This is a genomic window from Actinoplanes sp. NPDC004185 (genome assembly GCF_053603475.1).
The window spans coordinates 45776-71248 of sequence record NZ_JBSGFR010000016.1; the positions used below are offsets into that span (position 1 = coordinate 45776).

Here is a 25473-nt window from a genome sequence, read left to right on the forward strand (position 1 = left end):
GGTCCTGGTGGGTGTCACATCCGGGCTCTGAGCACGTCGAATTCGCAGCCCGGCGAGGACGGGTCGAAGCCGTGCTCGACCAGCCAGCGGACCGCCAGCAGGCTGCGCAGTGACCACCACGCCTCGATCACGTCGAGGTCCACGTCCGTGCCGTAGCCCGCGAGGACATCAGCCAGGCGCTCCTCATGCCCGAGGGTCAGCGTGGCGAGATCATGCAGCGGATCACCCTGCGCGGCCTCGGACCAGTCGATCACTCCGGTCAGTTCGTCACCCTCCACGAACACGTGGGTGATCTGGAAGTCGCCGTGGACGAACTTCGGCGGGTACGACCGCAGCGCGACCTCGGCGATCGTGCGGTTGCGCGCGACCAGGTCGGCCGGGAGGACGTCATTGGCGAGAAGCCATGCGCATTCCGATTCGAGGTCCGCGGCTATGTCGTCGACCTTCCGGCCGGGCCAGGGTGGCAGCGGGGCGTCGTGCAACTTCCGGGCGGCGGCACCCGCCGCGGCCCACGCGGCCGGCGACGCGGTCGACGGCGCACCCAGCACGCCGAGTGCCTTGCCGGGCACGGCCGCGATCGCCAGTACGGGAGGCTTGCGCCAGAGGACCGGCGGCGTCGGGATCGGCGCCAGGGCCATCGCCTCGACCTCGACGTCGGTACGCCGCCGCTCGGCGTCGATCTTCAGGAACACGTCGCCGACGCGCAGGGTCGCGCGTTCGCTGTGGGCGACGACGACCTCGACTTCTTCCACGCCGGCGATTGTCCCGGGACGGCCACCGGCGCCGCCACGTGTTTATCCCCCGGGCGGCCTCAGTGGGTGGCCTTGAGGCCGATCACCCCACCGATGATCATCGTCAGGAAGACGACCTTCAGCAGTGAGGCCGGTTCCTCGCCGGTGATCATGGCGTAGGCGACGGTCAGGGCCGCGCCGATCCCCACCCACACCGCGTACGCCGTGCCGATCGGCAACGTGCGCATCGCGTACGCCAGGCCCGCCATGCTGGCGATGATCCCGACCAGGAACACCACCGACGGGCCGGGCCGGGCGAAGCCCTGGCTCCGGCCCAGGGCCGTCGCCCAGACCGCTTCGCACATACCGGAGAGCACAAGAATCAACCAGGCCATGGCAGTCTCCCGCGCGCCGTCTTGTCGCTGACCGGGTACGGCGCCCTCGTCCGGGAGCTCGCCCGAGCTCTGCGACCAGCCTGGCATACCCGCACAGAAAGGCGCCGTAGTTGTGACGACCGAGACAGGAACCCGCTGGGCGGCGTCCGTGTGGCGTCGGCGCGTCACCGGGGTTCGGCGCCTCACCGGCGGCTGGACCTCCACCATGCTCCCCCTGACCGGGGACGACGGCGGGCAGGCCGTCCTCCGGCTGATGACGAAGGAGCCGTGGCGCCGGCACGCCCCCGGGCTGCTCGCTCGGGAGGCCGCCGTCCAGCGACAGCTGCACAGTTCAGCTGTTCCAGTGCCGCAGAGCATCGCCCTCGATCTGTCCGGCGACGCCGCCGGGGCACCGGCCCACCTCATGTCCTGGCTTCCCGGGCGCTTGTGCCTCGACGACGCCACCGACGACGTCCTGGAAATCTTGGCGCGGACCCTCGTCACGATCCACCGCTTCGAGCCGGGACCGGACCGCCCACGGGAGTACCAGTCGTGGGCCCCACCCGCCAAACGCGTCATGCCGCCGTGGGCGCGGCGGCAACCGCTGTGGCGGGCGGCGTTCGAGCTGCTCGACCAGCCTGCGCCGGGCTACTCCGGCAGGTTCCTGCACCGGGACTTCCACCTGGGCAACCTGCTGTGGTCCCGGGGACGGATCACCGGAGTGGTCGACTGGGTCGAGACCTCGTGGGGACCGGCGGACCTGGACGTCGCCCACGCCGCCACGTATCTGGCGATGCTGCACGGCGCGGAGGCCGGGGCCAGGTTCGCGCACGCGTACCGCCGCCGGACCGGCGAGCGTCCCGACGAGGAGGCGTTCCGCTACTGGAACGTCATGGACATCGTCGGCTACCTGCCGGACCCGGCCAAGGTCGTCCACCCCTGGCGCGACTCCGGCCTGCCCATCAGCGATGCCCTTGCCCGCCACCGCCTCGAACAACGCCTGCAGGTCGTACTGGGGAGCTGATGAGAACCGTGGCGACGGTCAATTCTGCCGCTGGAGGACGGCCTGGCCCTGCATTACTTTCGAATACATGACTGATGGTTCGCGGAATGATCCTTCACTCCAGGCCCTGCTGGCCGAATTCACAGCCCTCCGGCAAGAAATTGTCGATCTGAGTGCCCGCAGGCAGACGCTGCTTCTATATCAAATGACTTCGGCGGGCGCACTCTTCAGCTTTTCGCTGTCGGGCAAGAACCGAACGCTCTTCCTGCTCATCGTTCCGATCATCACCTACCTCTGCTACGCGAAGTACGTCATGATGCGCGACGACGTCTCTCGTATCGCTCGGTACATCCAGGAAGAGCTCTCTCCCCGCACGCCGGATGGCCTCAACTGGGGATCCTGGAACCGGGTGCGGCACAAGTTCGACTTTGCCTCGACGCCCTTGCCGCCGACCTTCCTCGCATTCCCCGGAGTTTCGACCCTGGCCTTGGCCGCCACCGTCACAGCGCTGATCGGAAAGTTCCGAGCTGGGGACATAGGTCAGGGGATCGCATTGTCGGCGGTGTGGATCATCGGCGCTGCGCTCACCGCGTTCATCGCGTATCGAGTCTGGGTGAACAGCGTTCTGCCGTACCTGCACCGCGACCAAGAGCAGCTGGACAGTTCCGCTTAGCCCTGACCGCCCGGCTCACACGACGTAGGGCTGCCACGGGAAGCGGACCGCGAGCGTCGGGTCGCCGTCCAGGAAGGCGACGAACGCCCGGACCACCTCCTCGATGGCGACCACCTCGGCCCGGAAGTGCTGGTCCGGTACGCCGTCGCGCCGTTCCAGGACGTACCAGCCCGGCCGGGTGCCCGCCTGGGCCCCGTACCCCGCTTGGATGTACCAGCCGTCCGCCCGCTTGAGCACCGCGAAGTGGTCGTCCGCCGACAGCCGTACCAGCACCCGGCGCGCCAGTTCGCCGTCCGGGTCGCGCACCGGTCGTTGCAGGGCGGACGTCAGCTCGAACCGCCAGGCTTCGCGGGCCTCCGTACGCAATCGGTTGGCCTGGGGGTCGTAGCAGTTGAGCCCGTGCTCCTCGGCCAGCCGGGCCGCCCAGGCCGACACTTCCTCGCTGCGGCGCCACACCATCGGGAAGTACACCAGCGGGCCGCCGGCCTCGTTCATCAGCGGGGCGGTCGACCAGGGGCTGTCGTCACCCGCGTCGGTGCCGATGTCCGGGTAGCGGTCCAGCAGAGCCCGCACGTAGGCCGCGATCCGCGCCGTCGGCTCGGTGTTGTCGGCCGACCCCACGTAACGGTCGTACAGGAGCTTGAACTCCGCCGCCGCGGCCAGGTCGGTCGCCGGGCGATCGCCTTCCCACACCGCAAGGTCGTATGACATGGCGCAGGACTCTACCCAGCGCCGGGGCGCGTGGCAGTACCCCGGAGGTGCGGGATTGCCGGGCTCTTCGGCGGCGGTGTCCCGGCCGGTGCGGCAGCCTCGGCCACAGCGTCGCGCCGGCCAGCCGCTGAGCCCGTTGCCGCCCCGACCTCCACCACCCGGCCCCAGGCACCCGGACACTGCCGACGGCACCCTCTACCGTGGACGCGGTCCCCCCTCGCGTCACGGTACCGAACGTCAGGATGAGGCCCTTGCGCAGTGAAGTGCTGTTTCTCGGCGGCCGGCCCGGCGTCGGCAAGACCAGCGTCGGCACGGAGATCCACGTGCAGTTGTCCGCGCGGCAGGTCCGGCACTGCCTGATCGAGGGCGACAATCTCGACCTGGCCTATCCGCCGCCGTGGGAGCACGGCCTGGCCGAACGCAACCTGGCCGCCATGTGGGCCAACTACCGCGTCGTGGGCTACCGGCGGCTGATCTACACCAACACGGTGAGCGTCCGCTTCGTCGACGCGCTCACGACCGCGATGGGCGACGATCCGCGGGTCACGGCCGTCCTGCTCACCGCCGGCGACGGTACGGCGCGGCAGCGGCTGGCCCGGCGCGAGATCGGCACCGCGCTGCGACGCCACGTGGAACGCAGCGACATCGCGGCGCGCGAGCTGGCCGAGCTGAGCCCGGAGTGGGTGCACCGGATCGCCACCGACGACCGCCCGGTGACAGACCTCGCCTCCGAGATCATCGAGCTGGCCGGCTGGGCCGGCGACCCCGCAGCCTAAGCCCGCAGCAGCGCTTCGAGCTGCCGCACGACCTCGTCGACCGGGGCGGTCGCGTCGATCTCCGCGGTCGCGGTGGCGCGCAGCAACGGTTCCACGTGCGCCAGGTGGTCGAGGACCGCTGCGCGTTCCGCCGGGCTCTTGCCGTACGGGTTGTCGGTGCGCGCCGCGATTCGGGCCAGCAGCACCTCCGCCGGCGCGCTCAGCAGCACGACGTGGTCGAGACTCGGGTAGAACTCGCCCTGGTTGGACCTGCAGCCGGCCACGAACAGGGTGCCCGGGCCGCTGAGCAGCTCCGTCATCTCCGGCTCGCGCCAGATCCAGTCCGCCGTGCCGTCCGGCTGCGTCACCCAGCGGCTCCACCGGTCGGTGTCCGTGTCGACCGTGCGGTGCCCGCGCGCCGCGAGGGCCCGCAACGCCGTGGACTTGCCCGTCCCCGACATGCCGGTGATCAGGACCTTGGCGGCGTGGCGCGGGGTCATCCGCCGAGGGTACGAGACGGTAGCGTGAGCCCGTGACGGTACTGAGCAGTCTCGGGTCCTTCGTCGTCGTGGTCGGGCTGTTGACGCTGACGCCGGGCATGGACACCGCGCTCATCCTGCGTACCGCTGCCGTCGGCGCCCCGCGCCGCGCCTGGGGTGTCGTCCTCGGCATCCAGAGCGGCACCCTGCTCTGGGGTGTGCTCACCTCGGCCGGCATCACGGCTCTGCTGACCGCCTCGCGGCTCGCCTACGACGTGCTGCGGTGGGCCGGCGCCTGTTACCTGATCTGGATGGGCCTCTCCATGCTGTGGGCCGCCCGCCGTGACCGGAGCGAGCCGCAGGCCGTCACGGAGGCGCCGGGGTTTCGGCGCGGGCTGCTCACCAACCTGCTCAACCCGAAGGTGGGCGCGTTCTACGTGGCCCTGCTGCCGCAGTTCATCCCGCCGGACGTGGCGCCGTTCGCCTTCGGGGTGTTGCTGACCGGCGTCCACATCGTCCTGGGCACCGCCTGGTCGGCCGTCCTGGTCGGGCTCGCGCACCGGCTGCGCGTCCTGCTGCGCCGGCCGGCAGCCCGTCGCGTCCTGGACCGGATCACCGGGACCGTCATCGCCGCCTTCGGGGTGCGGCTCGCCCTGAGCAGCACCTGACGGCGTCACTAGGCCGCGGCCCGCCAGACCTGGCGGGGGGCGAAGCCGTCGCGGCGCAGCCAGTGCTCGGTGTAGACGATGTGGTCGGCCGGGATCACCACGAGCGGTCCCGTCGGCGGATCGTCCAGCGAGCGGGACCGTTCGACGTGGTCCGACTGCCAGCGCACCGCCGGCCAGTACCGCGCGAAGTCCGGGTCCGGCTCCGTCAGCACCCGCGCCTGCCCGAAGATCTGCGCTCCGCGGCTGCTGGCCTGGCCCACCAGCGGCGCGAAGACGCCGACCGAGACCCGCGGGTCGGCGGCGATGTTGCGCAGCTTCGGCGAGCCGGCCGCAGCGGTGAACATCAGCGTGAAGTCCAGGTGGAAGTAGCGGACCGGGGTGGCCAGCGGCCCGGCCGGTCCGGCCGTGGCCAGCACGCACATGTTCTGCGACGACAGCAGGTTCAGCAGGCGTTCCTCGAGGCGGGGCCGGTCCAGGCGGGCGGTGGGCGCCGGGCCGGCGAGCCAGGGGTTGGTCACGGGCATGAGTGATCTTGGCAGATCAGCGGGAGCAGCGTCGAGAGCTCATCGACCGCCAGCTCCGGCACGTGGGTGTCCGGGTCGTCGCGGTACGCCGCCGCCGACGGATAGCTGGCGTTGGTGACCAGGACCGGGCGCATCCCGGCCGTGGCGGCGCCCCAGTGCTCGCGGCTGCCGCCGTCGCCCACGTACCAGCACTGCTGCGGGAGGACGCCCAGGCGCTCGGCCACGGTGGCGTACAGGCGCTGGTCCGGTTTGCGGTAGCCCTCGCGCCAGGAGAAGACCGCCGCGTCGATGAGGGGTGCGAACGGCGTTGAGGGCCAGCTCTCGTACAGCTCGCTGCTGCAGTCGGAGATCAGCCCCAGCCGCAGGCCGCGCTCGCGCAGGGTGGCCAGCACCGCCAGGCCGCCGGGCCGTGGCGTGCGGACCGTGGCAGCCCCGGCGAGCTGCACCGCCGTGGCCGCGTCGAGGGCGTCCGGCGCGGGATCGACGCCGCAGCGCAGCGCGACGGCCCGCAGGGTGGCTCTCGTGTCGCCGAAGGCGCCGGTCGCCCGCTCGCGGAAGGTGGCCGCCATCGTCGTGCGGAAGGCGTCCGCCGGCACCCCGAGGGCCGCCGCGGTCGCGGTGAAGGAGGCCAGGCGGCCGGCCTCGGCGGACGGATCGGTCAGCGTGCCGAAGAAGTCGAAGACGACGGCTTTCATCGCACCGCGTGCGGGGCGAGCACGGCCGCGCAGCGCAGGTTGCGGTAGTGGCCGCGGTAATCCAGGCCGTACCCGACGATCAGGCCCGCCGGCACGTCGAAGCCGATGTAGGCCGGCACGCCGAACTCCGGGGTGTCCGGCTTGCGCAGCAGCGCCGCCACCGCGATCGACGCGGGCCCCCGCTGCCGCAGGTTCGCGATCAGCCACGACATGGTCAGGCCGGTCTGGATGACCGTCTCCGCGATGATCACGTCCCGGCCGGAGATGTCCAGGTCAAGATCCTTGAGCAGGCGTACGGAGCCGGAGGCGCGCTTGCTCGTCGTGTACGACCGGATCGCCATCCAGTCGATCTCCACTTGGCTCTCCAGGGCCCGGGCCAGGTCGACGGTGAACGTGGCGGCCCCGCCCAGCACCCCCACCAGCACGACCTCACGGCCCGCGTAGTCCTTGCCGATCTCGGCGGCCAGCCCTTTGACCCGGGTGCGGATCTGGTCCTCGGTGAGCAGCACGGACTCGAGGTCGTCCGCGACGTGGTCGGCGTCCACCGTCATCCCCCTGAGAAGTCGCCGCGCCTCGCAGCCCCCCGCGAGGTCACGCCGGAATCCTGACACGCGGGGCCCCGGCCGCCAACACGCGTCCAGCCCCTGGCCGGACGCGCCGTTCCGCCGGCATCCGCCCTGGCCGGGCGGCAGACTGCGATCATGCGCCGGCTCCGTTTCGCCCCGGTGGCGACCTGCTACGTGATCGTCGTGGCGCTGCTCACACTGGCGGGCCGGCTGTCGTCACCGTACGCGGATCTGGCCGTCTTCGTGGCGGTGGTGCTGACCATGCCGGCCGGGCTGTTGTCGCCGCTGCTGGCCCTCGTCCCGGACCATCTCGGCTGGTACGCCCTGCCGCTGCTGGCCGTGCTCAACGCCTTCGCGCTGCGCCTGCTGATCCGGATCCTGCCCGGTGACCCGGTCGCCCGGGGCGTCGAGGACAGGCTGCACAGCGCGCTGGTGTCGACCCGGCTGAAGGTGACACCGATGATGCACTCCGGCCGGCGCCGGGAACGCAGCCTGCTGCTGCGGGACGTGCCGATCGCCTATCCGCAGCTGGTCGGGGTCTACCACGACCTCTGGCGGGACTCCGGCCTGCGGGTGCAGGAGGTGCCGGAGCCGCTGGCGCTGCGGGCGTACGACGGTGAGGGTTACGCGTTCTCGCTGCGGGCCGGGCCGGGCGTCTTCGGCGACGCGGTCCTGACCGTCGCCCCGCCGGCCGTGCCGCGCTGGGGGTTCGCGGCGGGACTGGCGGCCGGGGGAGTGCCGGGTGTGATCGCGGCACTGTCCGCGGCCTACCCGGCCCTGCTGCTCACCGGCTGCGGCGCACTGATCGGTGGGCTCGCCTGTCTGGCCGTGCCCCGGACCCGCGCGTTCGGCCGGGGGCTGCTGCTGGGTGGCGGGCCGGCGCTGGCCGTTCTCCTGCTGTATGGCACAGCGTGACGGACTCGGGCCGGTCAGGTGCATCCAGGCGCCGTTTGTCCACATTCCCAGCCTGCTTCCCCGGACCGTAATAAGACTCCTGTAATGTCCGCGCGTCCCACTATTCATGTATTCATCACGACGGTGGAGTTGTGGCATGGCACAACGGTTCACGCTGGACGAGATCCGGACCCGTACCTACAAGGATCGCGACGCCTGGTGGACCGTCTGGCTCGTCGACCCGCTGGCGTCGCGGCTGGTCTGGCTCGTGGCCCCGGTCCGCTGGATCACGCCGAACCTGCTGACCATGGGCGCGTTCCTGCTCGGTTTCGTGGCTGCCTACTGCTTCCTGCAGGGCGACTACCCGTGGCTGGTGGCCGGCGCGGTGGTCTTCCACATCAGCTTCGTGCTCGACTGCATGGACGGCAAGATCGCCCGGCTCAAGGGTACGGGTTCGGTGTTCGGCGCCTGGCTCGATTACGTCTTCGACCGGCTGCGCGTGGTCACCTGCGCGGTCGCGCTGATGGTCGGCCAGTACGCCAAGACCGACAACGTGATCTACCTGTGGCTGGCCGGCGTGGTCATCTTCCTCGACATGTTCCGCTACCTGAACGCCCTGCAGATGGGCAAGGTCAAGCAGGACATGCGGCGCAACCTCGAGGCTGCCCGGGGCGAGGGTCCCGACCGGCCGGTGTTCGTCGAGGAGACCAGCGCCCAGCAGCCCGTCGGTCCCGCCGCCGGCGTGCCGGCCCCGGTGGCCGGTGGCCCGGCCGAGCCGGCCCCGGTCGTCGACGTGTACGGCGAGTTCCGGGCCAAGATGGGCCCGCTGATGAAGGTCCGCAACTCGCTGGCCCGTCAGCGCATCCGGGCCCACCTGTTCAGTGGCATCGAGTTCCAGATGTTCGTGTTCATCCTCGGCCCGCTGACCAACCAGATCATCTTCTTCTCCGTGCTGTCCGCGGTGGGGCTGGCCGGCTTCGAGCTGCTGCTGATCTACAAGCTCTACAGCGCCACCAAGGTCTACACCCGCGAGCTGGCCAAGATCGGCTCGTCCGAGGCCGCCGCCCAGGCGGCCGCGGTCGCTGCCGGCGCCCCGAGCGACGGCGACGAGGACGACGACGAGCTCTCCCCGCAGCGCATCTCCGCCTGAGGGCGGGGCGTCTCACCGGGTGGCCGGTCAGCGTGGCAAGCTGACCGGCCATGAACGTATCCGCGGTGCGTACCGTCGCGCCGGCAGAGGGGCCGGTGCCCGCGTGAGCGCCCGGTTCGAGGAGCTCGCCTGGCGCGAGACGCCGATCGGCGAGATCAGCCTGCGCCGCCGCCTCGACCCGCGGCTGCGCGTCGAGGTCTACGAAGTCAAGATCAACGACGAGTTCCTGATGTCGAGCCTGTTCACCGTGGCCGAGATCGAGTTGGCCCGGCTGGGGCTGGCCGCGCTGCCGGCCGACGCACGCCCGGACGTCGTGGTGGGCGGGCTCGGTCTCGGCTACACCGCCCGGGCCGTCCTGGAGGACGCCCGGGTGGCGTCGCTGGTGGTCGTCGACGCGGTCGCCGAGGTGATCTCCTGGCACGAACGCGGGCTGCTGCCCGAGGCGGCGCCGCTGGTCACCGATCCGCGCAGCCGCCTGATCGAGGGGGACTTCTTCGCGATGGCGGCCGGACCGGACGGCTTCGACCCCGCGGCGCCGGGCCGGCGCTTCGACGCGATCCTGCTCGACGTCGACCACAGCCCGCGGCACGTGCTGGCGCCCGCCAACGCGGCGCTCTACACCGTCGACGGGATGCGCCGGCTCACTGCGCACCTGCGGCCGGGGGGCGTCTTCGCGCTGTGGTCCGACGACCCGCCGGACGCCGAGTTCGAGGCGGTCCTGGCCGAGGTCTTCACCTCGGCGGCGGCGCACGTGGTCTCGTTCCCCAACCCGCTCACCGGCGGAGAATCGGCCAACACCGTATATGTAGCAACATAGCCGGGCATACTGGCGGTTGTGGACGACCACCCTCTCGAACCCGGCGAGGACGCCACGACGTTCTTCCAGCCGCGCGGGCAGGTCTTCGTGACGATGCTGTGGGTGTGCGCGGCTGTGTGGTTGCTCTGCCGGGGCGTGTCCGTGCTGGTCCAGGTGCTGCTGGGCGACGTGCCAGCCATCGGTGAGCTGGTGACGGTCGCCGAGAGCCTGCTCGTCGTCCCGGTGGTCACGGCCAGCCTGGTGATGCTGCTGGCCTGGAACAGGCTGGGCTGGATGAAAAGCTCCGTGTACGGCCTGGAGTTCGCGGCTACCGGGCGCCGCGGAGTGCACCTGCGCTGGGCCTCGATCGCCTCGGTCGGGCTGCGGCGCTGGGGCCCGTTCACGGAGCTGGTGGTGACCCCGACCGACATGGCGGCGGTCACCGAGCTGCCGGGCCCCGGCCGCCGCCCGCGGGTGTTGCGCCGCGAGTCCGGCCCGGCGTTCCTGATCGACGTGGGCCTGATGTCGCCCGGCCCCCGGACGCTGCTCGCCGAACTGCACCGCCGCATCCCGTCCCGGGTCTGAATCCGCGGAGGGTTGACCTCGGCCGCCCTCGGTCCTATGTTTAACACCTCCGTTAATTAACGAAGGTGTTAAACAGCATGACCGACCGGCTCAGCGTCATCTTCGCGGCCCTGGCCGACCCGACCCGCCGGGCGATCCTGGCCCGGCTGTCCGAGGGCGACGCCACCGTCTCGGAACTGGCCGAGCCGTTCTCGATCAGCCTCCCGGCGATCTCCCGGCATCTGAAGGTGCTGGAACAGGCCGGGCTGATCACCCGGAGCCGGTCGGCGCAGTGGCGTTCCAGCAGCCTGCAGGCCGAGCCGCTGCGCGAGGCGACCGCCTGGATGGAGCGCTACCGGCGGTTCTGGGACGTCAACTTCACGCGCCTCGACGCGCACCTGCACCGCATCCAGCAAGAGGAGAGAGAACCATGAGCGACGCCACCACCCAGCTGATCCTCACCCGGATCTTCGACGCCCCGCGGGAACTGGTCTACCGCGCGTTCACCGACCCCGACCAGCTCGCGGCCTGGTTCGGCCCGGTCGGCTGGTCGGTGCCCCGCGACAGCGTGGACATCGAGGCCAAGGTCGGCGGCCATCAGCGCTTCACCATGGTCAACGACGAGGACCCGGCCCAGAACTCACCGGTCGACGTGACCTTCGTCGAGGTCGTCGAGAACGAACTGCTGGTCGGCGAGGAGAACGCGGCCGAGATCCCGGAGTTCGCCGGCTCGCTGATGCGGATGCGGCTGGAGTTCCACGACGAGCCCGGCGGCCGGACCCGGCTGGTGCTGACCCAGGGCCCGTACACCGAGGACTTCGTCGCGATGGCCCGCGAAGGCTGGGGCAGCTCCTTCACCAAGCTGGACCGCACGCTCGGCTAATCCGCGGTGCCGGCCAGGGTGTCAGGAGCGCCGAAGGTGACCGGGACGCCGGGGGAGTACAGCACGCTCACCGGCGGCCCGGCCGGTGCGGGCAGGCCGGCCGCGGTGAGCAACTCGTCGTCGAGCTCGAGCAGCTCGGCGCGGTGCAACGGCCAGCGTGGGTGCTCGTTGGGCAGGTGCAGGCTGCGACCCCACGCGTGGGTGTGCAGGCCCCAGCGGGCGGTGACGAAGTGCTCCACCGGGGACGGCTCGGTGAGCGGGGCTCCGACGCGTACCGTCATGGAGCTGGCCGCCCCGCGCGGCCCGGGCCAGCGCCGCTTGCTGGTGTAGCGCAGCACGTCGCCGTTTTTCTCCAGGCGCATCCGCGCCCACTTGTACGGCAGGCGCAGCGAAGCCTGCGCGGTCAGCACCGGCAACAGCCGCTCGGCCTCCAGGGAGAGGAAGACGACGGCCCGGCGTCCTCGCGCGTCCACGCTGTACAACCGCACGTTCGTCTCCAGGAACGTGCCCAGGTACGGGATGCCGGGGCCGCGCAACGCCCCCAGCTTCACCATCCTGAAGCCGATCAGCCCCACGTAACTCACGCCGTCGAGGGTGTCCGGGACGGTGCCGCGGGGCAGGAACGGCGCGACGGTCTCCGGCGGCACGGCCCAGTGCAGGAACGCGAGGTCGTGCCAGCTCTGCACCAGCAACGACCGGCGTACCGGCCGTACCGTCTCCGGGGTCACGTCCTCGATCCGCACGCTCCCCATCATGCCGGTGCGCGGCGCGGCGCCGGAGTGATCTCCGTCGCCGCGCCGGGCGCGGGTCACTTGGTGAAGCGGCTCAGAATGCCCTTCTTCACCTGGCTCGGGCGCTGCTGCTCACCGGCGAAGGCGCTGATCACGATGAGCGCACCGGTCAGCGCCGGCACCACCCACTGCAGTGCGGAGAGCTTCTTCTGCGCCCGCACCACCTCGATCGGGGTGTCCACCGTCGACTCGGTGCCGGAGGCGGCGGGCACCGAGGTGTCCTTGGCCACCTTGCGGCCGAGCAGCCGGCTGTAGCCGGTCACGCCGAGCGCGGCCACCGTCAGGCCGGTCTTGGCCAGCGACATGGTCGCCACGCCCTCCTGAGCGGCCAGCCGGCCGCGGTTGCCGACCAGCTCGCCGACGCTGCCGGCCAGGTGCGCACCGATCGCGGCGGCGTTCACCGGCGTCCACTTGTTCCAGCCGGTGTTGGCGACCCGGCCGGTGCTCTCCGGGTCGGCCGTCTCGGCGGCGGCGGGGTTGAGCGCCACCGCGTTGGCCAGGGTGCCGCCGAACCAGGCGGCGAGCCCGACATCGTGCAGGGACCGGGAAAGAGTGTCCTGTGCCAAGGTGTCCTCCAGAGTTCGCGCAGGTGGGGTACCTGTGCGAGCTACCCGGGGCGGGACGGCTTACACAGGCCCGGCAGTGTCCAGTGACACACAGACTGATCCTTGCGCCGCGCATCGTCCGTATCGTTGGTGTATCCCGGTCACGCCAGCCCCTCGGAGGACCCGCATGCCGGTACCGCGCCGCACCCGTCTGTTCCCGTTGGTTCCCGTGGTGGTGGCGCTGATCGCCCTCGGCTGCGTCTCCGCACCCGATGACCCGGGCGGTGGCCAGGCTCCCCGCGCGCCGCGGACCACCGCCACCGGTGAGGACCCGGACGGCACGGACACCCCGGAGGAGTTCAAGGCCGACGTCGGAGACGCCGAACGGGTCGCCGAGGCCTACTGGAAAGCGCAGTTCAAGGCGTCGGGACTGGACTTCGAGCCGATCGCGCAGCTGATCGCGTACGACCGGGAGGGCGCGGTGGACTGCGGCGGGCAGGGGCTCGGGCTCAACAACGCGGCGTACTGCTCGGCCGGTGACTTCATCGCGTACGACATCAACTGGGCGTTCGCCGCGTTCCGCCAGATCGGTGACGCGTTCATCTTCTACCTGCTCGGCCACGAGTACGCCCACGCCATCCAGCGGCGGCTCGGGATCCAGAAGAGGTTCACCATCGAGCAGGAGCTGCAGGCGGACTGCATGGCGGGGGCGTACATCGGCGACACCGAACGCAAGGGCTCCCTGCGGCTCGACGACGGTGACCTCGAGGAGCTGGCCCGGGGGCTGGAGGCGGTCGGCGACGACCCGGGGCAGCCGTGGTTCGCCGAGGGCGCGCACGGCTCGGCCAAGCAGCGGACCAGGGCCTTCAACAACGGCTACCGGCGTTCCCTCAAGCCCTGCGACGTGTCGTAGCGGTCACACCGGCGCCCGCGACGGCCGGCCGGCGGGGACAATGGGCAGGACATCTGACGAACGGCTCGGGAGGCCTGCCCTGACACGCACACAACCGGCTGCGGTGCTCTTCGACATGGACGGCACGCTGGTCGACAGCGAGAAGGTCTGGGACGTCGCGCTGTACGAGCTGGCCGAACACGCCGGCGGCAAGCTGTCCGAGCCGGCCCGGCTGGCGATGATCGGCAGCAGCATGGCCACCTCGATGCGGATCCTGCGCGAGGATCTCGTCCAGCCGGACCGCGACGAGGCCGCCGACGTGGCCTGGCTCGAACGCCGGGTCGAGGAGCTGTTCGCCGAGGGGCTGATCTGGCGCCCGGGCGCGCTGGAGCTGCTGCGCGCGGTCCGCGCGGCGGGAGTGCCGACGGCGCTGGTCACCTCGACCGGGCGCCGGCTCGTCGAGGTCGCGCTGGACACCCTGGGCCGGGAGAATTTCGACGTCGTGGTCTGCGGCGACGAGGTGTCGGCTCCGAAGCCGGACCCGGCGCCGTACCGCACGGCGGCCGAGCTGCTCGGGGTCCGGATCGAGGAGTGCGTGGCGATCGAGGACTCACCGACGGGCATGGCCAGCGCCGTGGCGTCGGGGGCGGCGGTGCTGGCGGTGCCGGCCGAGCTGGAGCTGCCGCCGACCGACGGGGTGCACCTGCGGGACTCGCTGGAAGGCGTCGACCCGGCCTTCCTGGCCACGCTGTTCGCGTCCGCCACCGCCTGATCCTCGGGGCCCCGCGCCTTGCTTGAGGCCCGTGCCTTGCTTGAGGCCCGCGCCTTGCTTGAGGCCCATGCACCGCGCGAGCCCGCGCCTGGTACGGCGCGGGCTCGGCGGTCGGGCTCAGTCGTGGGCGATCGCGCCCAGGACGTTGAGGCGGGCGGCGCGGATCGCCGGCAGGACCGCGGCGATCACCCCGACCAGGGCGGCCAGCACCAGATACGTGCCCATCCGGCCCCACGGCAGCACCAGCTCGGTGATGCCGTCGCTCTTCAGTGCGCGGGTCACCGCCGTACCCATGCCGGCGCCGACGACCACGCCGAGCAGCGCGCCGAAGACGGAGATCACCACCGCCTCGACCGTCACCATGCGCATCGTCTGCGCCCGGCCCAGGCCGACCGCCCGCAGCAGCCCCAGCTCGCGGGTGCGTTCCAGCACCGACAGCGCCAGGGTGTTGATCACGCCGAGCACCGCGATCAGGATGGCCAGCGCCAGCAGGATCTGGATCATCGTGATCAGGGTGTCGAAGGTGGCCGCCTGCTCGTTCACGAACGCCTGCGCGTCCTGCGCCGACACCTCGGGGCTGTCCGCCAGCAGGGCCTTGATCTGCGGCAGCACCTGGCTGACGGCGACGCCGTCGGCGAGGCGCACGAAGCCCATGGTCGGCTGCGTGATGCCGAAGTCCTTGGCTGCGGCGACGGGCAGCATGTAGTCACCCGGCATGCTGTCCTCCGGGTAGAGGGCCACGATCGTGTACTGGCGGGGATCACCGCGCGCCGGCTGGAGCGTGACCTTGGTGCCGGCCTGCCAGCCGTAGTCCTGCGCCTCCTCCACGCTGACGGCGAGCTGGTCGTCGCGCAAGGTGTCCGGCATCCCCACCGCGGTGTTGCCGAACGCGTCCTTGAGCGCGGTCACGTTGTCGGTGGCGTTCACGTAGTGGTTCTCGCCGTCGATCGTCACCTGGTCGTTCCAGATGCCGGCGACCGCCCGTACCCCGGGGATCTTCGCCGTGTCGCGCAGCACCGCCGGGTCGTAGGCCGGCGGCCGCGGGCCGTTCTGGTCCCCGCTGATGATCACCTCGGCCTTGAGGATCGTCGCGGCCTCGGCCTTGAGGCTGCTCTTGGCCGAGTCCATCACCACGGTGACGCCGGTGACCAGCGCGATGCCGACCATCAGTGCGGCCGCGGTGATCGCGGTGCGCCGCGGGTTGCGGCCCGAGTTGAGCCGGCCCAGGCGCCCCGGCAGCGACCAGGAGAAGAGCCGGCCGATGCCGGACACGACCGGACGGCTGATCAGCGGCGTGAGCAGCGCGATGCCGATGAAGGAGACCAGGACGCCGGTCAGGATGGTCCAGAGGGTGGCGTCGCCCAGGTCGGCGAACAGGCCCAGACCCAGCGCGGTCGCACCCGCCGCGGTCACCAGGCCGCCGGCCACGCTGACCTTGGTCAGCGGCCGGTCCGGCGTGGCGACGTCCTGCATGGCCGCAACCGGGGCGATCCGCGACGCCCGCAGCGCGGGCAGGACCGCGGCGACCACGGTCACCAGGACCCCGACCACGAACGAACTGATGACCGCGGCGGCCGGCACACCCACGCTGCCGAGCTGCATGCTGCCACCGACGAAGGAATTGAACAGGTACGCCAGCAGCGCGCCGACCCCGACACCGGCCGCCAGGCCGAGCACCGAGGCGATCAGGCCGATCACCACCGCCTCGACCAGCACCGAGCCGATCATCTGACGGCGGCTCGCGCCCAGCGCCCGCATCAGCGCCAGCTCACGGGTGCGCTGCGCGACGATGATCGAGAACGTGTTGAGGATCAGGAAGATCCCGACGAACAGCGCGACGCCGGCGAAGCCGAGCAGGATGTTGGTGAAGAAGCCGAGCCCGGCCTGCAGGTCCGCGGCGGTGTCGGCGGCGAGCTGGTCCCCGGTCTTGGTGACGTAGCCGGCGCCGAGGGCGGCCGAGATCCGGTCGCGCAGCGCTTCCGGTGTCACGCCCGGCTGCGCCTGCACCCGGATGGAGCTGTAGACCCCGGTCTTGCCGAGCATCAGCTTCTGGGCCACCGGTTCGGTGAAGGCCACCTCCTGCACGCCGCCGAGGCTGTCCCGGTTGCCGCTGTAGCCGTAGATGCCGACCAGCGTGAACTCTTTCTTCGGTTCCAGGGTGAGCACGCCGACCCGGTCGCCGACCTTGATGCCGGCGGCCTTGGCCACGGTCGCGTTGACCGCGAACTCGTCGTCGGCGGTGGGCCCGCGGCCCTCGCGCAGCTGGACCAGGTCGTCCGGGCCGGTCCAGGCCGAGCCGATGCGCGGCGGGCCGACCGAGGTGAGGACCTTGCCGTCACTGCCGATCACCCGGGCGCCGTCGGCGTCGACCAGCCCGGTCGCGCTCTGCACGCCGGGCACGCCCTTCACCTGGGCCAGGGCGGACGCGGGCAGCGGGGTGATGACCTCTTCACCCTCGAACTCGGCGACCTCGACCTTGGGCTTGGCCGTGACGCCGACGTCGGTGGTCGAGTAGGCGCTGGCGAACAGCGAGTCGAACGACTTGCTCAGGGTGTCGGTGACCACGAACGCGCCGGCCACGAACATGACGCCGAGCACGACGGCGAGCCCGGAGAGGATGAGCCGCAGCTTACGGGCCAGCAGGCTCTTCAGGGTCGCGCGCAGCATCAGAGCATCACCGGTTCGGCGTGCGTGTCGAGGCGCTTCATCATGTCCAGGACGGTCTCCGGGGTCGGGCCGGTGAGCTCGTCGACGATCGCGCCGTCGGCCAGGAACACCACCCGGTCGGCGTAGCTGGCGGCGACCGGGTCGTGGGTGACCATGACGATGGTCTGGTTGTGCTCGCGCACGCTGGCCCGCAGGAACGACAGCACCTCGGCGCCGGACCGCGAGTCCAGGTTGCCGGTGGGCTCGTCGGCGAAGATGACGTCGGGCCGGCCGATCAGGGCCCGGGCGCAGGCGACGCGCTGCTGCTGGCCGCCGGAGAGCTGGCTGGGCCGGTGGCTGAGCCGGTCCCGCAGACCGACCGTGTCGATGACGATGTCCCACCACTGCGGGTCGGGCTTGCGCCCGGCGATGTCCAGCGGCAGCCGGATGTTCTCCTGCGCGCTCAGCGTCGGCAGCAGGTTGAACTGCTGGAAGATGAAGCCGACCCGGTCACGGCGCAGCCGGGTGAGGGCCTTGTCGCCCATGCCGGTGATCTTGGTGCCGCCCACGTGCACCTCACCGCGGTCGACCGTGTCCAGCCCGGCCAGGCAGTGCATGAGGGTCGACTTGCCGCTGCCGGACGGGCCCATGATGGCCGTGAACCTGCCGCGTTCGAACTCAGCGCTCACGCCGCGCAGCGCGACGACCCGCGCCTCGCCGGTGCCGTAGACCTTCCAGACCTCGTCGGCCCGTGCGGCCGCCGGTTCGCGGGAATCCGTGCTTGTCACTGTGCCCCCAGGAGAACGTGCTCGATGTGGTCCGGCTCAGTCTTTCGGCGGGAGTGGCCGGAAGCGTCCGCCCAGCGGTGTAGCCCGACGCGGAGATTTCGGTGGGGGTGCCACCCAGACAACGCTCAGGGTTACCCCCTGGCGTCACGATGACGGTTGAAAGACGTCATTGGTGACGTCATATTGGTGTCATGGACCTGACGCCGTACCTCGAATCGCTCCGCAGCGACCTCAGTGCCGCAGCGGCCCCGGGTGGTCCTGAGACCACCCGGGCGGCGGACCTGCTCGGCCACGCCCTGGAGGCGTCAGCCCGGCTGGCGCTGCTGCAGGCGCTGTCGGACGCGGCGGCGGAGATCACCACCCGCCTGCACGGACCGGTGGTGGACGTCCGCCTCCGCGGCCGCGACGCGGACCTGGTGGTCACCGAGCCGGCGGCCGAGCCCGACCTCGACCAGCAGCCGGCCCCGGCCCCACCGCCCGACAGCGGTGACCTCGCCCGGCTGACCCTGCGCATGCCGGAAGCGCTCAAGACCCACGTCGAGCAGTCCGCGGCGGCCGAGGGCATCTCGGTCAACGCCTGGCTCGTGCGCGCGGTCACCGCGGCGGCCAGCGGCACCCCGGCCCAGCCACCCCGCCGGGGCCGCCCCGGCAAGCGCATCACCGGCTTCGCCCAAGCCTGACCTGCTCTTTCTTCCTGAAGGGAAAAGACATGTACGAGTTCGACCGCGCCACCCCCGTGACGGTGTCCCTGCGCGTGCAGCGCGGCACGGCGGAACTGGTGGCCGAGAACCGGCCCGGCATCCAGGTGCAGATCCAGCCGGAGAACGGCGCCGAGGACCGCTTCACGGTGGCGCTCGAAGGGGACACGCTGGTCGTGCACGCGCCGGAATCGACGTGGGACTGGCGCCGTACCCCGAAGGTCCGGGTCCTGGTCCGGGTGCCGCTGGACAGCGCACTGGCCGCCAAGTCGGCATCGGCCGACGTCCGCGCGACCGGCCGCTGGTCGAGCGCACAAGTGAACGCCGCGTCGGCGGACGTTTTCGTCGACGAGGTCACCGGGGACGCGTCGCTGAAGGCGGCCAGCGGTGAGGTGGCGGTCAACCGGGTCGGTGGCTCACTGCGGATCAGCAGCTCGTCCGGGGACCTGAAAGTCGGTGACGTCACCGGTGACGTCAAGGCGGACACGGCAAGCGGGGACATCGAGCTGCGCAGGGTCGGCGGGTCGCTGCAGGCGGGCACGGCATCGGGCGGCGTCGAGGTGGGAGTGGTCAGCCGGGGCAAGACCCGCTTGGTGACGGCATCCGGCGACGTCTCTGTCGGGGTGGCCGCGGGGACCGGGGTCTGGCTGGACCTCAACACGGCCTCAGGATCAACGACGAGCGATCTGGCGATGGGCGGCGGGCCGGCGGAGGGGGCGCGGGAGGCGACGTTGGAGCTGCGGGTCCGGACTGCTAGCGGGGACATCGACGTACATCGGGCGATGGGCGACCTGCGCGCCGCCGCCTGACCCTCTCCGTTGATGTTGGTGGTCCTGGGGCGCCGTGGCCCTTGGTGGTCAGCCGCCGGGGCGGACCAGGCCCGTTTCGTAGGCCAGGACGACGGCCTGGACGCGGTCGCGGAGGCCGAGCTTCGTCAGCATGTGGCCGACGTGGGTCTTCACCGTCGTCTCGCTGACCGTGAGGGCCCGGGCGATCTCCGCGTTCGAATGTCCCTTGGCCACGTGGGCGAGCACCTCACGCTCCCGGTCGGTCAACGTCCTGAGCGCGGGCGCGGCCGCCGTCGTGGCCGGTGCGGGCAGAGCCTCGGCCAGCCGGGTGAGCAGCCGGGCCAGAATCGCCGGCGCCACCACGGCGCCCCCGGCCGCGACGGTACGGACGGCAGCAACCAGCTCGGCCGGTGGCACGTCCTTGCAGAGGTAACCCATCGCCCCGGCCGCGACCGCCCCGGTGACCTGCTCATCAGCGTCGTACGTGGTCAGAATCAGCACCCGGACCGGCAACCCGGACTCGACGATCGCACGCGTCACAGCCAGCCCGTCGAGCCGAGGCAACCGCAGATCCATGAGCACGACATCGGGCAGCAGACGCCGCGAGAGATCGACGGCTTCGAGCCCGTCACCGGCCTCACCGACAACCGAGACGCCGCCACTGCCGGCGAGGGCCATCCGCAGCCCGGACCGCAGCATCGGCTGATCGTCGACGAGCAGGACCCGCACCGGGCGCCCGTTCGCCAGGGCCGGAGCCGTGCCGTTGACCCCCGTCACCGCTTTGCCTCTCCGCTCCGCCGGCCTTGATCATTCGGCCGTTCTGCTCGGGGCCGTGTCGGCCCCGCGCCCACCCTAGGGGATCGTGCCGTGATCACGGCCCCGACGTGTCATCCTTCGGACGCGCTGGCCACGGGGTGTGCTTGGGGTAGTTCGTCGGTGACGCGACGCTTCGGAAAGACCGCGGGTGGCACCGGGCGGGTCGGGCTGGCGGGCTGCGTTGAGCGAACTGGATCGGGTGAATCGCGCTGGGCGGGCGGCGTGCCGGGCGGGCTGGGACCATGCCGGGCGAGCCGCGTGGGGGGCTGAGCGGATGGGCCGCGTTGGGCGGAGCGCGCCGCGGAACCGTGCCGGGTGGGCCGCGTTGGGCTGGCTGAGCGGATAGCCGCGTTGGGCGGAACGCCGCGGAATTGCGCCGGGTGGGTAGCGTTGGGCGGAGGGCGCCGCAGTGCCGCTCCGGGAGGGCTGCGTTGGGGCGAGCGCCGCAGTACCGCTCCGGTAGGGCTGCGTTGGCGCGAGCGCCGCGGAACCGCGCCGGGTTGCTGCGTGGGGCGGGCTGCGCTGGATGGACCGCATCGTGCCGAACACGCTGCGGAACCGCGCCGGCCGGCCCAGGACCGCCGGACAGCCAGGACCGCCGGGCAGGCCCGGGCGACGCCGGGTGAATTGCATTGGGCGGTCGCGCCGGACGGCATCACCTGGCGGCACCACCGGGCGGCTTGCCGGAGTGATCACGCCGCTTCGGCTTGATTTGGGGGTCAGGACTGGCGGGGGACCGGCAGCGAGATGGCGTCGTCCTCCGTCTCGGTCTGGGTAACCGGCTCCGGCAGGGGCTCCGGGTACGGCGGCGGGGTGCCCCCGAACTCCGGGCAGAACGCCTGGTGACTGCACCAGCCGCACAGCTTGCTGGGCTTCGGTCGGAAATCCTTGTCCTGCTTCGCCCGTTCGATTGCCTGGGACAGTGCCACCAGGGTGCGTTCGAAGCGTTCCAGTTCTGCCGCGTCCGGGCTGTAGTCGCAGATCTCGGCGTCCTTCAGGTACAGCAGGCGCAGCACCCGTGGCACCACGCCCCGGGTGCGCCACAGCACCAGTGCGTAGAACTTCAGCTGGAACAGCGCCCGGCCCTCGAAGGCCTCGCGGGGCGCGCCGCCGGTTTTGTAGTCGACCACGCGGAGGTCGCCGGCCGGGGAGATGTCGAGCCGGTCGATGTAGCCGCGGATCAGGAGTTCGTCGTCGACCAGGGTCGACACCAGGCTTTCGCGCTCCGCGGGCTCCAGGCGCTGGGGGTCCTCGACCGCGAAGTAGCCGGCCAGCAGGTCGCCCGCGCCCGCGAGGAACGCCGCGATCCGTTCTGCTTCGCCGGCGGACTCGAGCCCGGGAAGAGGATCTGCTCCGGCAGGTGCAGGAGCCGCAGGAGTCATGGCCGCGGGAGTCATGTCAGCAGCTCCGGGAGCCACCGGCGCGGTGCTGGCAGCTTTTGCAGCAGCAGGCGGATCGGGGATCGCAGACGCCGCAGCAGCCTCAGGCGGCAATTCGCCGAGCGCGGCGACCGACACGGCACCGCCGTCGGCCGAGCCGGCAGGAGCGGCGCTGCCAGGAGCGGCGCTGCCAGGAGCGGCGCCGGCAGGAGCGGCACCGGCAGAAGCGGCGCCGGGAGAAACGAGGCTGGCGGAAACGGCGCCGGCGGGTGTCGGGGTGGCGACGGTCTCGGCGAAGAGCGCCTCCAAAGCCGGCTCCTCCTCAAGCAGCCGCGCCCACGAAGGCGCCACCAGCGCCGCCGCGGCTGCCGGTGTCCGCTCGGCCGCCGGCAGGTCGAACAAGCTCTCCAGCACCGCGTGCACCAGTGTGCCGCGCACCTGGTCAGGCGTCGGTTTCTCCGGCAGCCGGTCGATCGTGCGGAACCGGAACAGCAGCGGGCAGGTCTTGAAATCCGCCGCGCGCGACGGCGACAGCGACGGCCCCGTGTGGCGCTCCCCCCGGCCGGGAGCGGAGCCGGGCTGCGGCTGCGGATCCGCGGAAGGGGACAAAACCGTTTCTGCCGTCATGGGGGTAAGGCTAGGGGAGGGGTACGACGAAACCGCCGCGGCAGGGACCTCTCAGGCGCGGTCCGTAGCATCGTCGTGTGGACGACGGCGTGCAGCAGACCCGCCCCGCCCGGCGGCCGGGCCGGGTGGTCGGGCGGGTGCTGGGCATCCCGGTGCATCTCAACCCTTCGATGCTGCTGCTCGCGGTGCTGGTCACCGTCGTGTACGGCGGGTACGTGGAGGCCGAGCTCGGACTCGTCGCGCCGTACGCGTACGCGATCGGTTTCGGGTTTGTGGTCTGTCTTCTGGGTTCTGTGCTCTTGCACGAGCTCGGTCATGCCCTGACCGCCCGGCGGTACGGGATCGGTGTGCGCGGGATCACGCTGGAGCTGCTCGGCGGTTACACGGAGATGGACCGTGACGCCCCTTCGCCGCGGGTCGACGCGCTGGTCTCGCTGGCCGGCCCGGCCGTCTCCCTGGTGCTGGGCGCTGCCGCCACGGCCGCCGCGTTCGCGCTGCCCGACCGGACCGTCGCCGGTGAGATCGCCTTCCAGCTGGCCGTCAGCAATGTTCTCGTGGCGATCTTCAACGTGCTGCCGGGCCTGCCCCTCGACGGTGGGCGGGCGTTGCGGGCCGGGCTGTGGGCGTTGCTCAAGGACCGGCACAGAGCCACCGAGTTCGCCGCCTGGGCCGGGCGGGGCATCGCCGTGCTCACCGGCATGGCCGTGCTCACCCTGTACTGGCTGCAGCTGCTGACCGTTTTCGGACTGTTGTTCATCATGCTGGTGGCCTTCACGTTGTGGCAGGGCGCCGGTCAGTCGATCCGGCTCGCGCGGATGACCCGGCGGTTCCCCCTCGTCGACCTGCGGACCCTCGCGCGGCCGCTTTTCGCCGTACCGTCGGGAACGCCGCTGGCCGAGGCCCAGCGCCAAGCTGGTGCCGCCGACCGGGCCGGGGATGCCCTGGCCGTCGCCGATGCCGGCGGTCGGCTCGTCGCGCTGGTGGACGCCGCCGGCGCCGCTGCCGTGCCCGCCGAGCGACGGCCCTGGGTGGCGGTCGACACCGTCGCGCGTGACCTCGGCCGGGTGCCCGCTCTGCCGCTCGGACTGACCGGCGAGCAGGTGGTCCGGGCGGTGCAGGCCCACCCGGGTGCGCAGTACGTCGTCACCTCCGGGGAGGATGTCGTCGGCGTGCTGCACGTCGCGGACCTGGCCCAGTTGCTGGAGCCGCGCCGCGCGGGCCGCCGGCCAGCACCGAGATAGCCAGTCCGCGGAAGATGAGAGAGCGATCAGTGACCGTGCAAGACAGCACCAGAGTCGTCGACGAGCCCGTGCCCGCCCATCGCGGGCCGTTCCGGGAGGGCGACCGTGTGCAGCTCACGGATCCCAAGAACCGGATGCACACGATCGTGCTGGAACACGGCAAGGAGTTCCACACCCATCGCGGCGCCCTGGCGCACGACGCGCTGATCGGGCTGCCCGACGGCAGCGTCGTGGTCTCCGCCGGCGGCACCGCCTACCTCGCGTTGCGCCCGCTGCTGGCCGACTACGTGCTCTCCATGCCGCGCGGCGCGCAGGTCATCTACCCCAAGGACGCCGCGCAGATCGTCGCCATGGCCGACATCTTCCCGGGTGCCAAGGTCATGGAGGCCGGCGTCGGGTCGGGCGCGCTCACCTGCTCGCTGCTGCGGGCGGTCGGGAGCAGCGGCGAGCTGCACTCGTACGAGCTGCGTGACGATTTCGCGGCGATCGCCCGCAAGAACGTCGAGGCGTTCTTCGGTGGCCCGCACCCCGCGTGGCACCTGCACTCCGGCGATGTCGCGCAGGCCGAGGGGACCGGTTTCGACCGGATCGTCCTCGACATGCTGACCCCCTGGGAAGCCCTCGACATGGTCGAGCGGGCGCTGATCCCCGGCGGCGTCTTCATCGGGTACGTGGCCACGACCCCGCAGCTGTCGGAGCTGGTCGAGGCGTTGCGGGAGCGCGGCGGCTGGACCGAGCCCCGGGCCTGGGAGTCGCTGGTGCGCGACTGGCACGCCGAGGGCCTCGCCGTGCGCCCGGACCACCGGATGATCGCGCACACCGCGTTCCTGGTCTCGGCCCGCAAACTGGCCCCCGGCGTGACGGCGCCGCCGCGGCGCCGCAAGCCGAGCAAGGGCGCCGAGGCGTACGCGCTGCGCAGGGCCGCTCAGGCGGCGCTGGCGGCCGAACGCGCGGAGACGGATGACGATACCGGGGTGTGACGGACCGGGACGGATCCGGTAGTTTCCGTCGCGGGTTTCGATGGGTTCTCAGAGCGGAGGGAACGGGTGGGCGCGATGAGTTCTCCGCCGTTCGGTGGCAGCAACGAGATGCCGGCGGTTTTTCCCGACTGGTCGCCGTACGAGGATCTGGACTCGGCCGCCCGGGCCTATCTGCGCGACCCCGAGGTGGCGCTCGACGCCCTGTTCGGGGTGCTGCGCGGGGCCTCGGTGCTCTGTTTCACGCTGGAGCGCTTCGTCAACGAGGTCAACGGCGTCTGGCAGGAGGTCGTCATCTGTGACGGCAGTCGGCTGGTGCTGTGGCACGGTGAGGACGTGGCGCCCGGCGACGGGCCGGTCGGCTCGATGACCTCGTCGCTGCGGGTGGTGCCGCTGTCGACCGTCACCGAGGTGGGATGCCGCCGGCGGCTCACCCGGACCTCGACCGGGCAGGCCCGGGTCGACAGTATCGACGTCTATCTGCTGCTGAGCTCCGTGGACGACGCGGTGCCGCCGCCCGGCATGGCCGAGGAGGAGGGCCGGGCCGCGTTGCGGCACGACGCGCTGCGCTTCGGCAAGACCCTCGACGACGGCGGTCCCGGGCAGATTGCCCGTTTGGAGGAATTCTCCCGGGTTGTCGCATCTTTGGTCGGCCGCCCGACGTTGTGACATTTCCCGCTCCGCCGGGCCGATCTTCATCGGGCCCGGCGGGATGGTGGAAAACGATCAGTCGGCGTCCGGGCCGGCGATCTCCACGTCGTCGCGCGAGCGCACCACGTGGATGCAATCGCCCGGGCACTCCTTGGCCGCGTCGATCACCTCGAGGTGCAGCCGGGCCGGCACCCCGGTGCGCACTCCGGGGCTCTGCAGCAGCTCACCGGCGCTGTCCTTGACGTACGCGAGGCCGTCGATGTCGAACTCGAACACCTCGGGTGCGTACTGCACGCACAACCCGTCACCGGTGCACAGGTCCTGATCCACCCAGACCTCGAGCTCGTCCGTGTCGGTCTGTGTCGACACCGCTCACCTCCCCCAACTAGCCCGCTC

At 71.5% G+C, this 25473-nt stretch carries 31 protein-coding genes, 1 pseudogene and 1 riboswitch; of the genes and pseudogenes, 17 read left to right on the plus strand and 15 right to left on the minus strand.

The annotated features are described in order from the left end of the window. Window positions 1-14 precede the first annotated feature (14 nt). Both ACWEOZ_RS18135 and ACWEOZ_RS18140 read right to left on the minus strand, forming a co-directional pair. Window positions 15-752, minus strand: a complete 738-nt coding sequence (locus ACWEOZ_RS18135; protein WP_451911835.1) for a phosphotransferase family protein — start codon at window positions 750-752, stop codon at window positions 15-17. Between the two features lie 59 nt (window positions 753-811). Beyond that, entirely contained in the window at window positions 812-1126 is a 315-nt protein-coding gene (locus ACWEOZ_RS18140) for a DMT family transporter (RefSeq protein ID WP_451911836.1), read from the minus strand. Between the two features lie 10 nt (window positions 1127-1136). Further along, a riboswitch (guanidine-III (ykkC-III) riboswitch) is annotated at window positions 1137-1199 on the minus strand. Between the two features lie 39 nt (window positions 1200-1238). Between ACWEOZ_RS18140 and ACWEOZ_RS18145 the strand changes: the two genes are divergently transcribed. Beyond that, complete coding sequence (locus ACWEOZ_RS18145; RefSeq protein WP_451911837.1) at window positions 1239-2129, plus strand: phosphotransferase family protein; 891 nt, start codon at window positions 1239-1241, stop codon at window positions 2127-2129. 67 nt (window positions 2130-2196) lie between these two features. Beyond that, window positions 2197-2781: a hypothetical protein gene (locus tag ACWEOZ_RS18150; protein ID WP_451911838.1), complete on the plus strand. Its 585-nt coding sequence runs from the start codon at window positions 2197-2199 to the stop codon at window positions 2779-2781. Window positions 2782-2796: 15 nt separating this feature from the next. On the opposite strand, the gene ACWEOZ_RS18155 is transcribed toward ACWEOZ_RS18150, so the two are convergent. Next, window positions 2797-3492 (minus strand): hypothetical protein, encoded by a 696-nt coding sequence (locus tag ACWEOZ_RS18155; protein ID WP_451911839.1) that lies wholly within the window; start codon window positions 3490-3492, stop codon window positions 2797-2799. 251 nt (window positions 3493-3743) lie between these two features. Here ACWEOZ_RS18155 and ACWEOZ_RS18160 point away from each other — a divergent pair, with 251 nt between their 5' ends. After that, entirely contained in the window at window positions 3744-4268 is a 525-nt protein-coding gene (locus ACWEOZ_RS18160; RefSeq protein WP_451911840.1) for a hypothetical protein, read from the plus strand. Here the strand turns inward: ACWEOZ_RS18160 and ACWEOZ_RS18165 are convergent. Continuing rightward, window positions 4265-4747 carry an AAA family ATPase gene (locus ACWEOZ_RS18165; RefSeq protein ID WP_451911841.1) on the minus strand — a complete coding sequence of 161 codons (483 nt, stop codon included), beginning with the start codon at window positions 4745-4747 and terminating at the stop codon, window positions 4265-4267. The two genes, ACWEOZ_RS18160 and ACWEOZ_RS18165, sit on opposite strands and share 4 nt — an antisense overlap. A gap of 32 nt (window positions 4748-4779) precedes the next feature. Between ACWEOZ_RS18165 and ACWEOZ_RS18170 the strand changes: the two genes are divergently transcribed. Further along, a complete protein-coding gene (locus tag ACWEOZ_RS18170; protein ID WP_451911842.1) occupies window positions 4780-5394 on the plus strand; it encodes a LysE family translocator in 615 nt (204 codons plus the stop codon). 8 nt (window positions 5395-5402) lie between these two features. On the opposite strand, the gene ACWEOZ_RS18175 is transcribed toward ACWEOZ_RS18170, so the two are convergent. Genes ACWEOZ_RS18175 through hpt form a run of 3 tightly spaced genes read right to left on the minus strand, consistent with a single transcriptional unit; the run spans window position 5403 to window position 7158 of the window. Next, a complete protein-coding gene (locus ACWEOZ_RS18175; protein WP_451911843.1) occupies window positions 5403-5918 on the minus strand; it encodes a pyridoxamine 5'-phosphate oxidase family protein in 516 nt (171 codons plus the stop codon). Next, window positions 5909-6613, minus strand: a complete 705-nt coding sequence (locus ACWEOZ_RS18180; RefSeq protein ID WP_451911844.1) for an HAD family hydrolase — start codon at window positions 6611-6613, stop codon at window positions 5909-5911. Before ACWEOZ_RS18180 ends, ACWEOZ_RS18175 begins: the two co-directional genes overlap by 10 nt. Continuing rightward, complete coding sequence (gene hpt, locus ACWEOZ_RS18185; protein ID WP_451911845.1) at window positions 6610-7158, minus strand: hypoxanthine phosphoribosyltransferase; 549 nt, start codon at window positions 7156-7158, stop codon at window positions 6610-6612. The genes ACWEOZ_RS18180 and hpt overlap by 4 nt, the downstream gene beginning before the upstream one ends. A 156-nt stretch (window positions 7159-7314) precedes the next feature. Between hpt and ACWEOZ_RS18190 the strand changes: the two genes are divergently transcribed. The 6 genes from ACWEOZ_RS18190 to ACWEOZ_RS18215 all read left to right on the plus strand — a co-directional run bounded on the left by ACWEOZ_RS18190 (window position 7315) and on the right by ACWEOZ_RS18215 (window position 11466). Beyond that, window positions 7315-8094 carry a hypothetical protein gene (locus ACWEOZ_RS18190; protein ID WP_451911846.1) on the plus strand — a complete coding sequence of 260 codons (780 nt, stop codon included), beginning with the start codon at window positions 7315-7317 and terminating at the stop codon, window positions 8092-8094. 136 nt (window positions 8095-8230) lie between these two features. After that, complete coding sequence (locus ACWEOZ_RS18195; RefSeq protein ID WP_451911847.1) at window positions 8231-9223, plus strand: CDP-alcohol phosphatidyltransferase family protein; 993 nt, start codon at window positions 8231-8233, stop codon at window positions 9221-9223. Window positions 9224-9326: 103 nt separating this feature from the next. Further along, a complete protein-coding gene (locus ACWEOZ_RS18200; protein WP_451911848.1) occupies window positions 9327-10040 on the plus strand; it encodes a spermidine synthase in 714 nt (237 codons plus the stop codon). 18 nt (window positions 10041-10058) lie between these two features. After that, the gene (locus tag ACWEOZ_RS18205) at window positions 10059-10604 is read left to right on the plus strand and encodes a hypothetical protein (protein WP_451911849.1); all 546 of its coding nucleotides are present in this window, start codon (window positions 10059-10061) and stop codon (window positions 10602-10604) included. Window positions 10605-10681: 77 nt separating this feature from the next. Beyond that, window positions 10682-11017 carry an ArsR/SmtB family transcription factor gene (locus ACWEOZ_RS18210; protein ID WP_451911850.1) on the plus strand — a complete coding sequence of 112 codons (336 nt, stop codon included), beginning with the start codon at window positions 10682-10684 and terminating at the stop codon, window positions 11015-11017. Further along, window positions 11014-11466, plus strand: coding sequence for an SRPBCC family protein (locus ACWEOZ_RS18215; protein WP_451911851.1), 453 nt, complete (start codon window positions 11014-11016; stop codon window positions 11464-11466). Before ACWEOZ_RS18210 ends, ACWEOZ_RS18215 begins: the two co-directional genes overlap by 4 nt. On the opposite strand, the gene ACWEOZ_RS18220 is transcribed toward ACWEOZ_RS18215, so the two are convergent. Together ACWEOZ_RS18220 and ACWEOZ_RS18225 are read right to left on the minus strand one after the other, a co-directional pair. Further along, window positions 11463-12209 carry a YqjF family protein gene (locus tag ACWEOZ_RS18220; RefSeq protein ID WP_451911852.1) on the minus strand — a complete coding sequence of 249 codons (747 nt, stop codon included), beginning with the start codon at window positions 12207-12209 and terminating at the stop codon, window positions 11463-11465. The genes ACWEOZ_RS18215 and ACWEOZ_RS18220 overlap by 4 nt on opposite strands. A 65-nt stretch (window positions 12210-12274) precedes the next feature. Continuing rightward, a complete protein-coding gene (locus ACWEOZ_RS18225) occupies window positions 12275-12823 on the minus strand; it encodes a hypothetical protein (protein WP_451911853.1) in 549 nt (182 codons plus the stop codon). 166 nt (window positions 12824-12989) lie between these two features. On the opposite strand from ACWEOZ_RS18225, the gene ACWEOZ_RS18230 reads away from it, so the two are divergent. Next, on the plus strand, window positions 12990-13715 hold the full coding sequence (locus tag ACWEOZ_RS18230; RefSeq protein ID WP_451911854.1) for a neutral zinc metallopeptidase: 726 nt from the start codon (window positions 12990-12992) through the stop codon (window positions 13713-13715). Window positions 13716-13818: 103 nt separating this feature from the next. Next, window positions 13819-14466 (plus strand): HAD family hydrolase, encoded by a 648-nt coding sequence (locus ACWEOZ_RS18235; protein ID WP_451911855.1) that lies wholly within the window; start codon window positions 13819-13821, stop codon window positions 14464-14466. A 117-nt stretch (window positions 14467-14583) separates the two neighbouring features. Here the strand turns inward: ACWEOZ_RS18235 and ACWEOZ_RS18240 are convergent, their stop codons facing one another. Together ACWEOZ_RS18240 and ACWEOZ_RS18245 are read right to left on the minus strand one after the other, a co-directional pair. Then, window positions 14584-17133 carry an ABC transporter permease gene (locus ACWEOZ_RS18240; RefSeq protein ID WP_451911856.1) on the minus strand — a complete coding sequence of 850 codons (2550 nt, stop codon included), beginning with the start codon at window positions 17131-17133 and terminating at the stop codon, window positions 14584-14586. Then, window positions 17133-17900 (minus strand): ABC transporter ATP-binding protein, encoded by a 768-nt coding sequence (locus tag ACWEOZ_RS18245; RefSeq protein WP_451911857.1) that lies wholly within the window; start codon window positions 17898-17900, stop codon window positions 17133-17135. The genes ACWEOZ_RS18240 and ACWEOZ_RS18245 overlap by 1 nt, the downstream gene beginning before the upstream one ends. A gap of 191 nt (window positions 17901-18091) precedes the next feature. Between ACWEOZ_RS18245 and ACWEOZ_RS18250 the strand changes: the two genes are divergently transcribed. Then, the gene (locus ACWEOZ_RS18250; protein WP_451911858.1) at window positions 18092-18580 is read left to right on the plus strand and encodes a hypothetical protein; all 489 of its coding nucleotides are present in this window, start codon (window positions 18092-18094) and stop codon (window positions 18578-18580) included. Window positions 18581-18609: 29 nt separating this feature from the next. Continuing rightward, window positions 18610-19407: a DUF4097 family beta strand repeat-containing protein gene (locus ACWEOZ_RS18255; RefSeq protein ID WP_451911859.1), complete on the plus strand. Its 798-nt coding sequence runs from the start codon at window positions 18610-18612 to the stop codon at window positions 19405-19407. Window positions 19408-19455: 48 nt separating this feature from the next. Here the strand turns inward: ACWEOZ_RS18255 and ACWEOZ_RS18260 are convergent, their stop codons facing one another. The 3 genes and pseudogenes from ACWEOZ_RS18260 to ACWEOZ_RS18270 form a co-directional block, all read right to left on the minus strand. Then, window positions 19456-20085: a LuxR C-terminal-related transcriptional regulator gene (locus ACWEOZ_RS18260; protein WP_451911958.1), complete on the minus strand. Its 630-nt coding sequence runs from the start codon at window positions 20083-20085 to the stop codon at window positions 19456-19458. Window positions 20086-20921: 836 nt separating this feature from the next. Then, the gene (locus ACWEOZ_RS18265; protein WP_451911959.1) at window positions 20922-21890 is read right to left on the minus strand and encodes a RecB family exonuclease; all 969 of its coding nucleotides are present in this window, start codon (window positions 21888-21890) and stop codon (window positions 20922-20924) included. Beyond that, window positions 21873-22208: pseudogene (locus tag ACWEOZ_RS18270) on the minus strand (RecB family exonuclease); the annotation flags it as partial. The gene ACWEOZ_RS18265 and the pseudogene ACWEOZ_RS18270, both read right to left, overlap by 18 nt. Window positions 22209-22378: 170 nt before the next feature. Here ACWEOZ_RS18270 and ACWEOZ_RS18275 point away from each other — a divergent pair. The 3 genes from ACWEOZ_RS18275 (at window position 22379) to ACWEOZ_RS18285 (ending at window position 25095) form a co-directional block, all read left to right on the plus strand. Further along, entirely contained in the window at window positions 22379-23449 is a 1071-nt protein-coding gene (locus ACWEOZ_RS18275; RefSeq protein ID WP_451911960.1) for a M50 family metallopeptidase, read from the plus strand. 14 nt (window positions 23450-23463) lie between these two features. After that, window positions 23464-24429 carry a tRNA (adenine-N1)-methyltransferase gene (locus tag ACWEOZ_RS18280; protein ID WP_451911860.1) on the plus strand — a complete coding sequence of 322 codons (966 nt, stop codon included), beginning with the start codon at window positions 23464-23466 and terminating at the stop codon, window positions 24427-24429. 75 nt (window positions 24430-24504) lie between these two features. Beyond that, window positions 24505-25095: a hypothetical protein gene (locus ACWEOZ_RS18285; RefSeq protein WP_212989208.1), complete on the plus strand. Its 591-nt coding sequence runs from the start codon at window positions 24505-24507 to the stop codon at window positions 25093-25095. A 57-nt stretch (window positions 25096-25152) separates the two neighbouring features. On the opposite strand, the gene ACWEOZ_RS18290 is transcribed toward ACWEOZ_RS18285, so the two are convergent. After that, entirely contained in the window at window positions 25153-25446 is a 294-nt protein-coding gene (locus tag ACWEOZ_RS18290) for a ferredoxin (RefSeq protein ID WP_212989209.1), read from the minus strand. Window positions 25447-25473 lie beyond the last annotated feature (27 nt).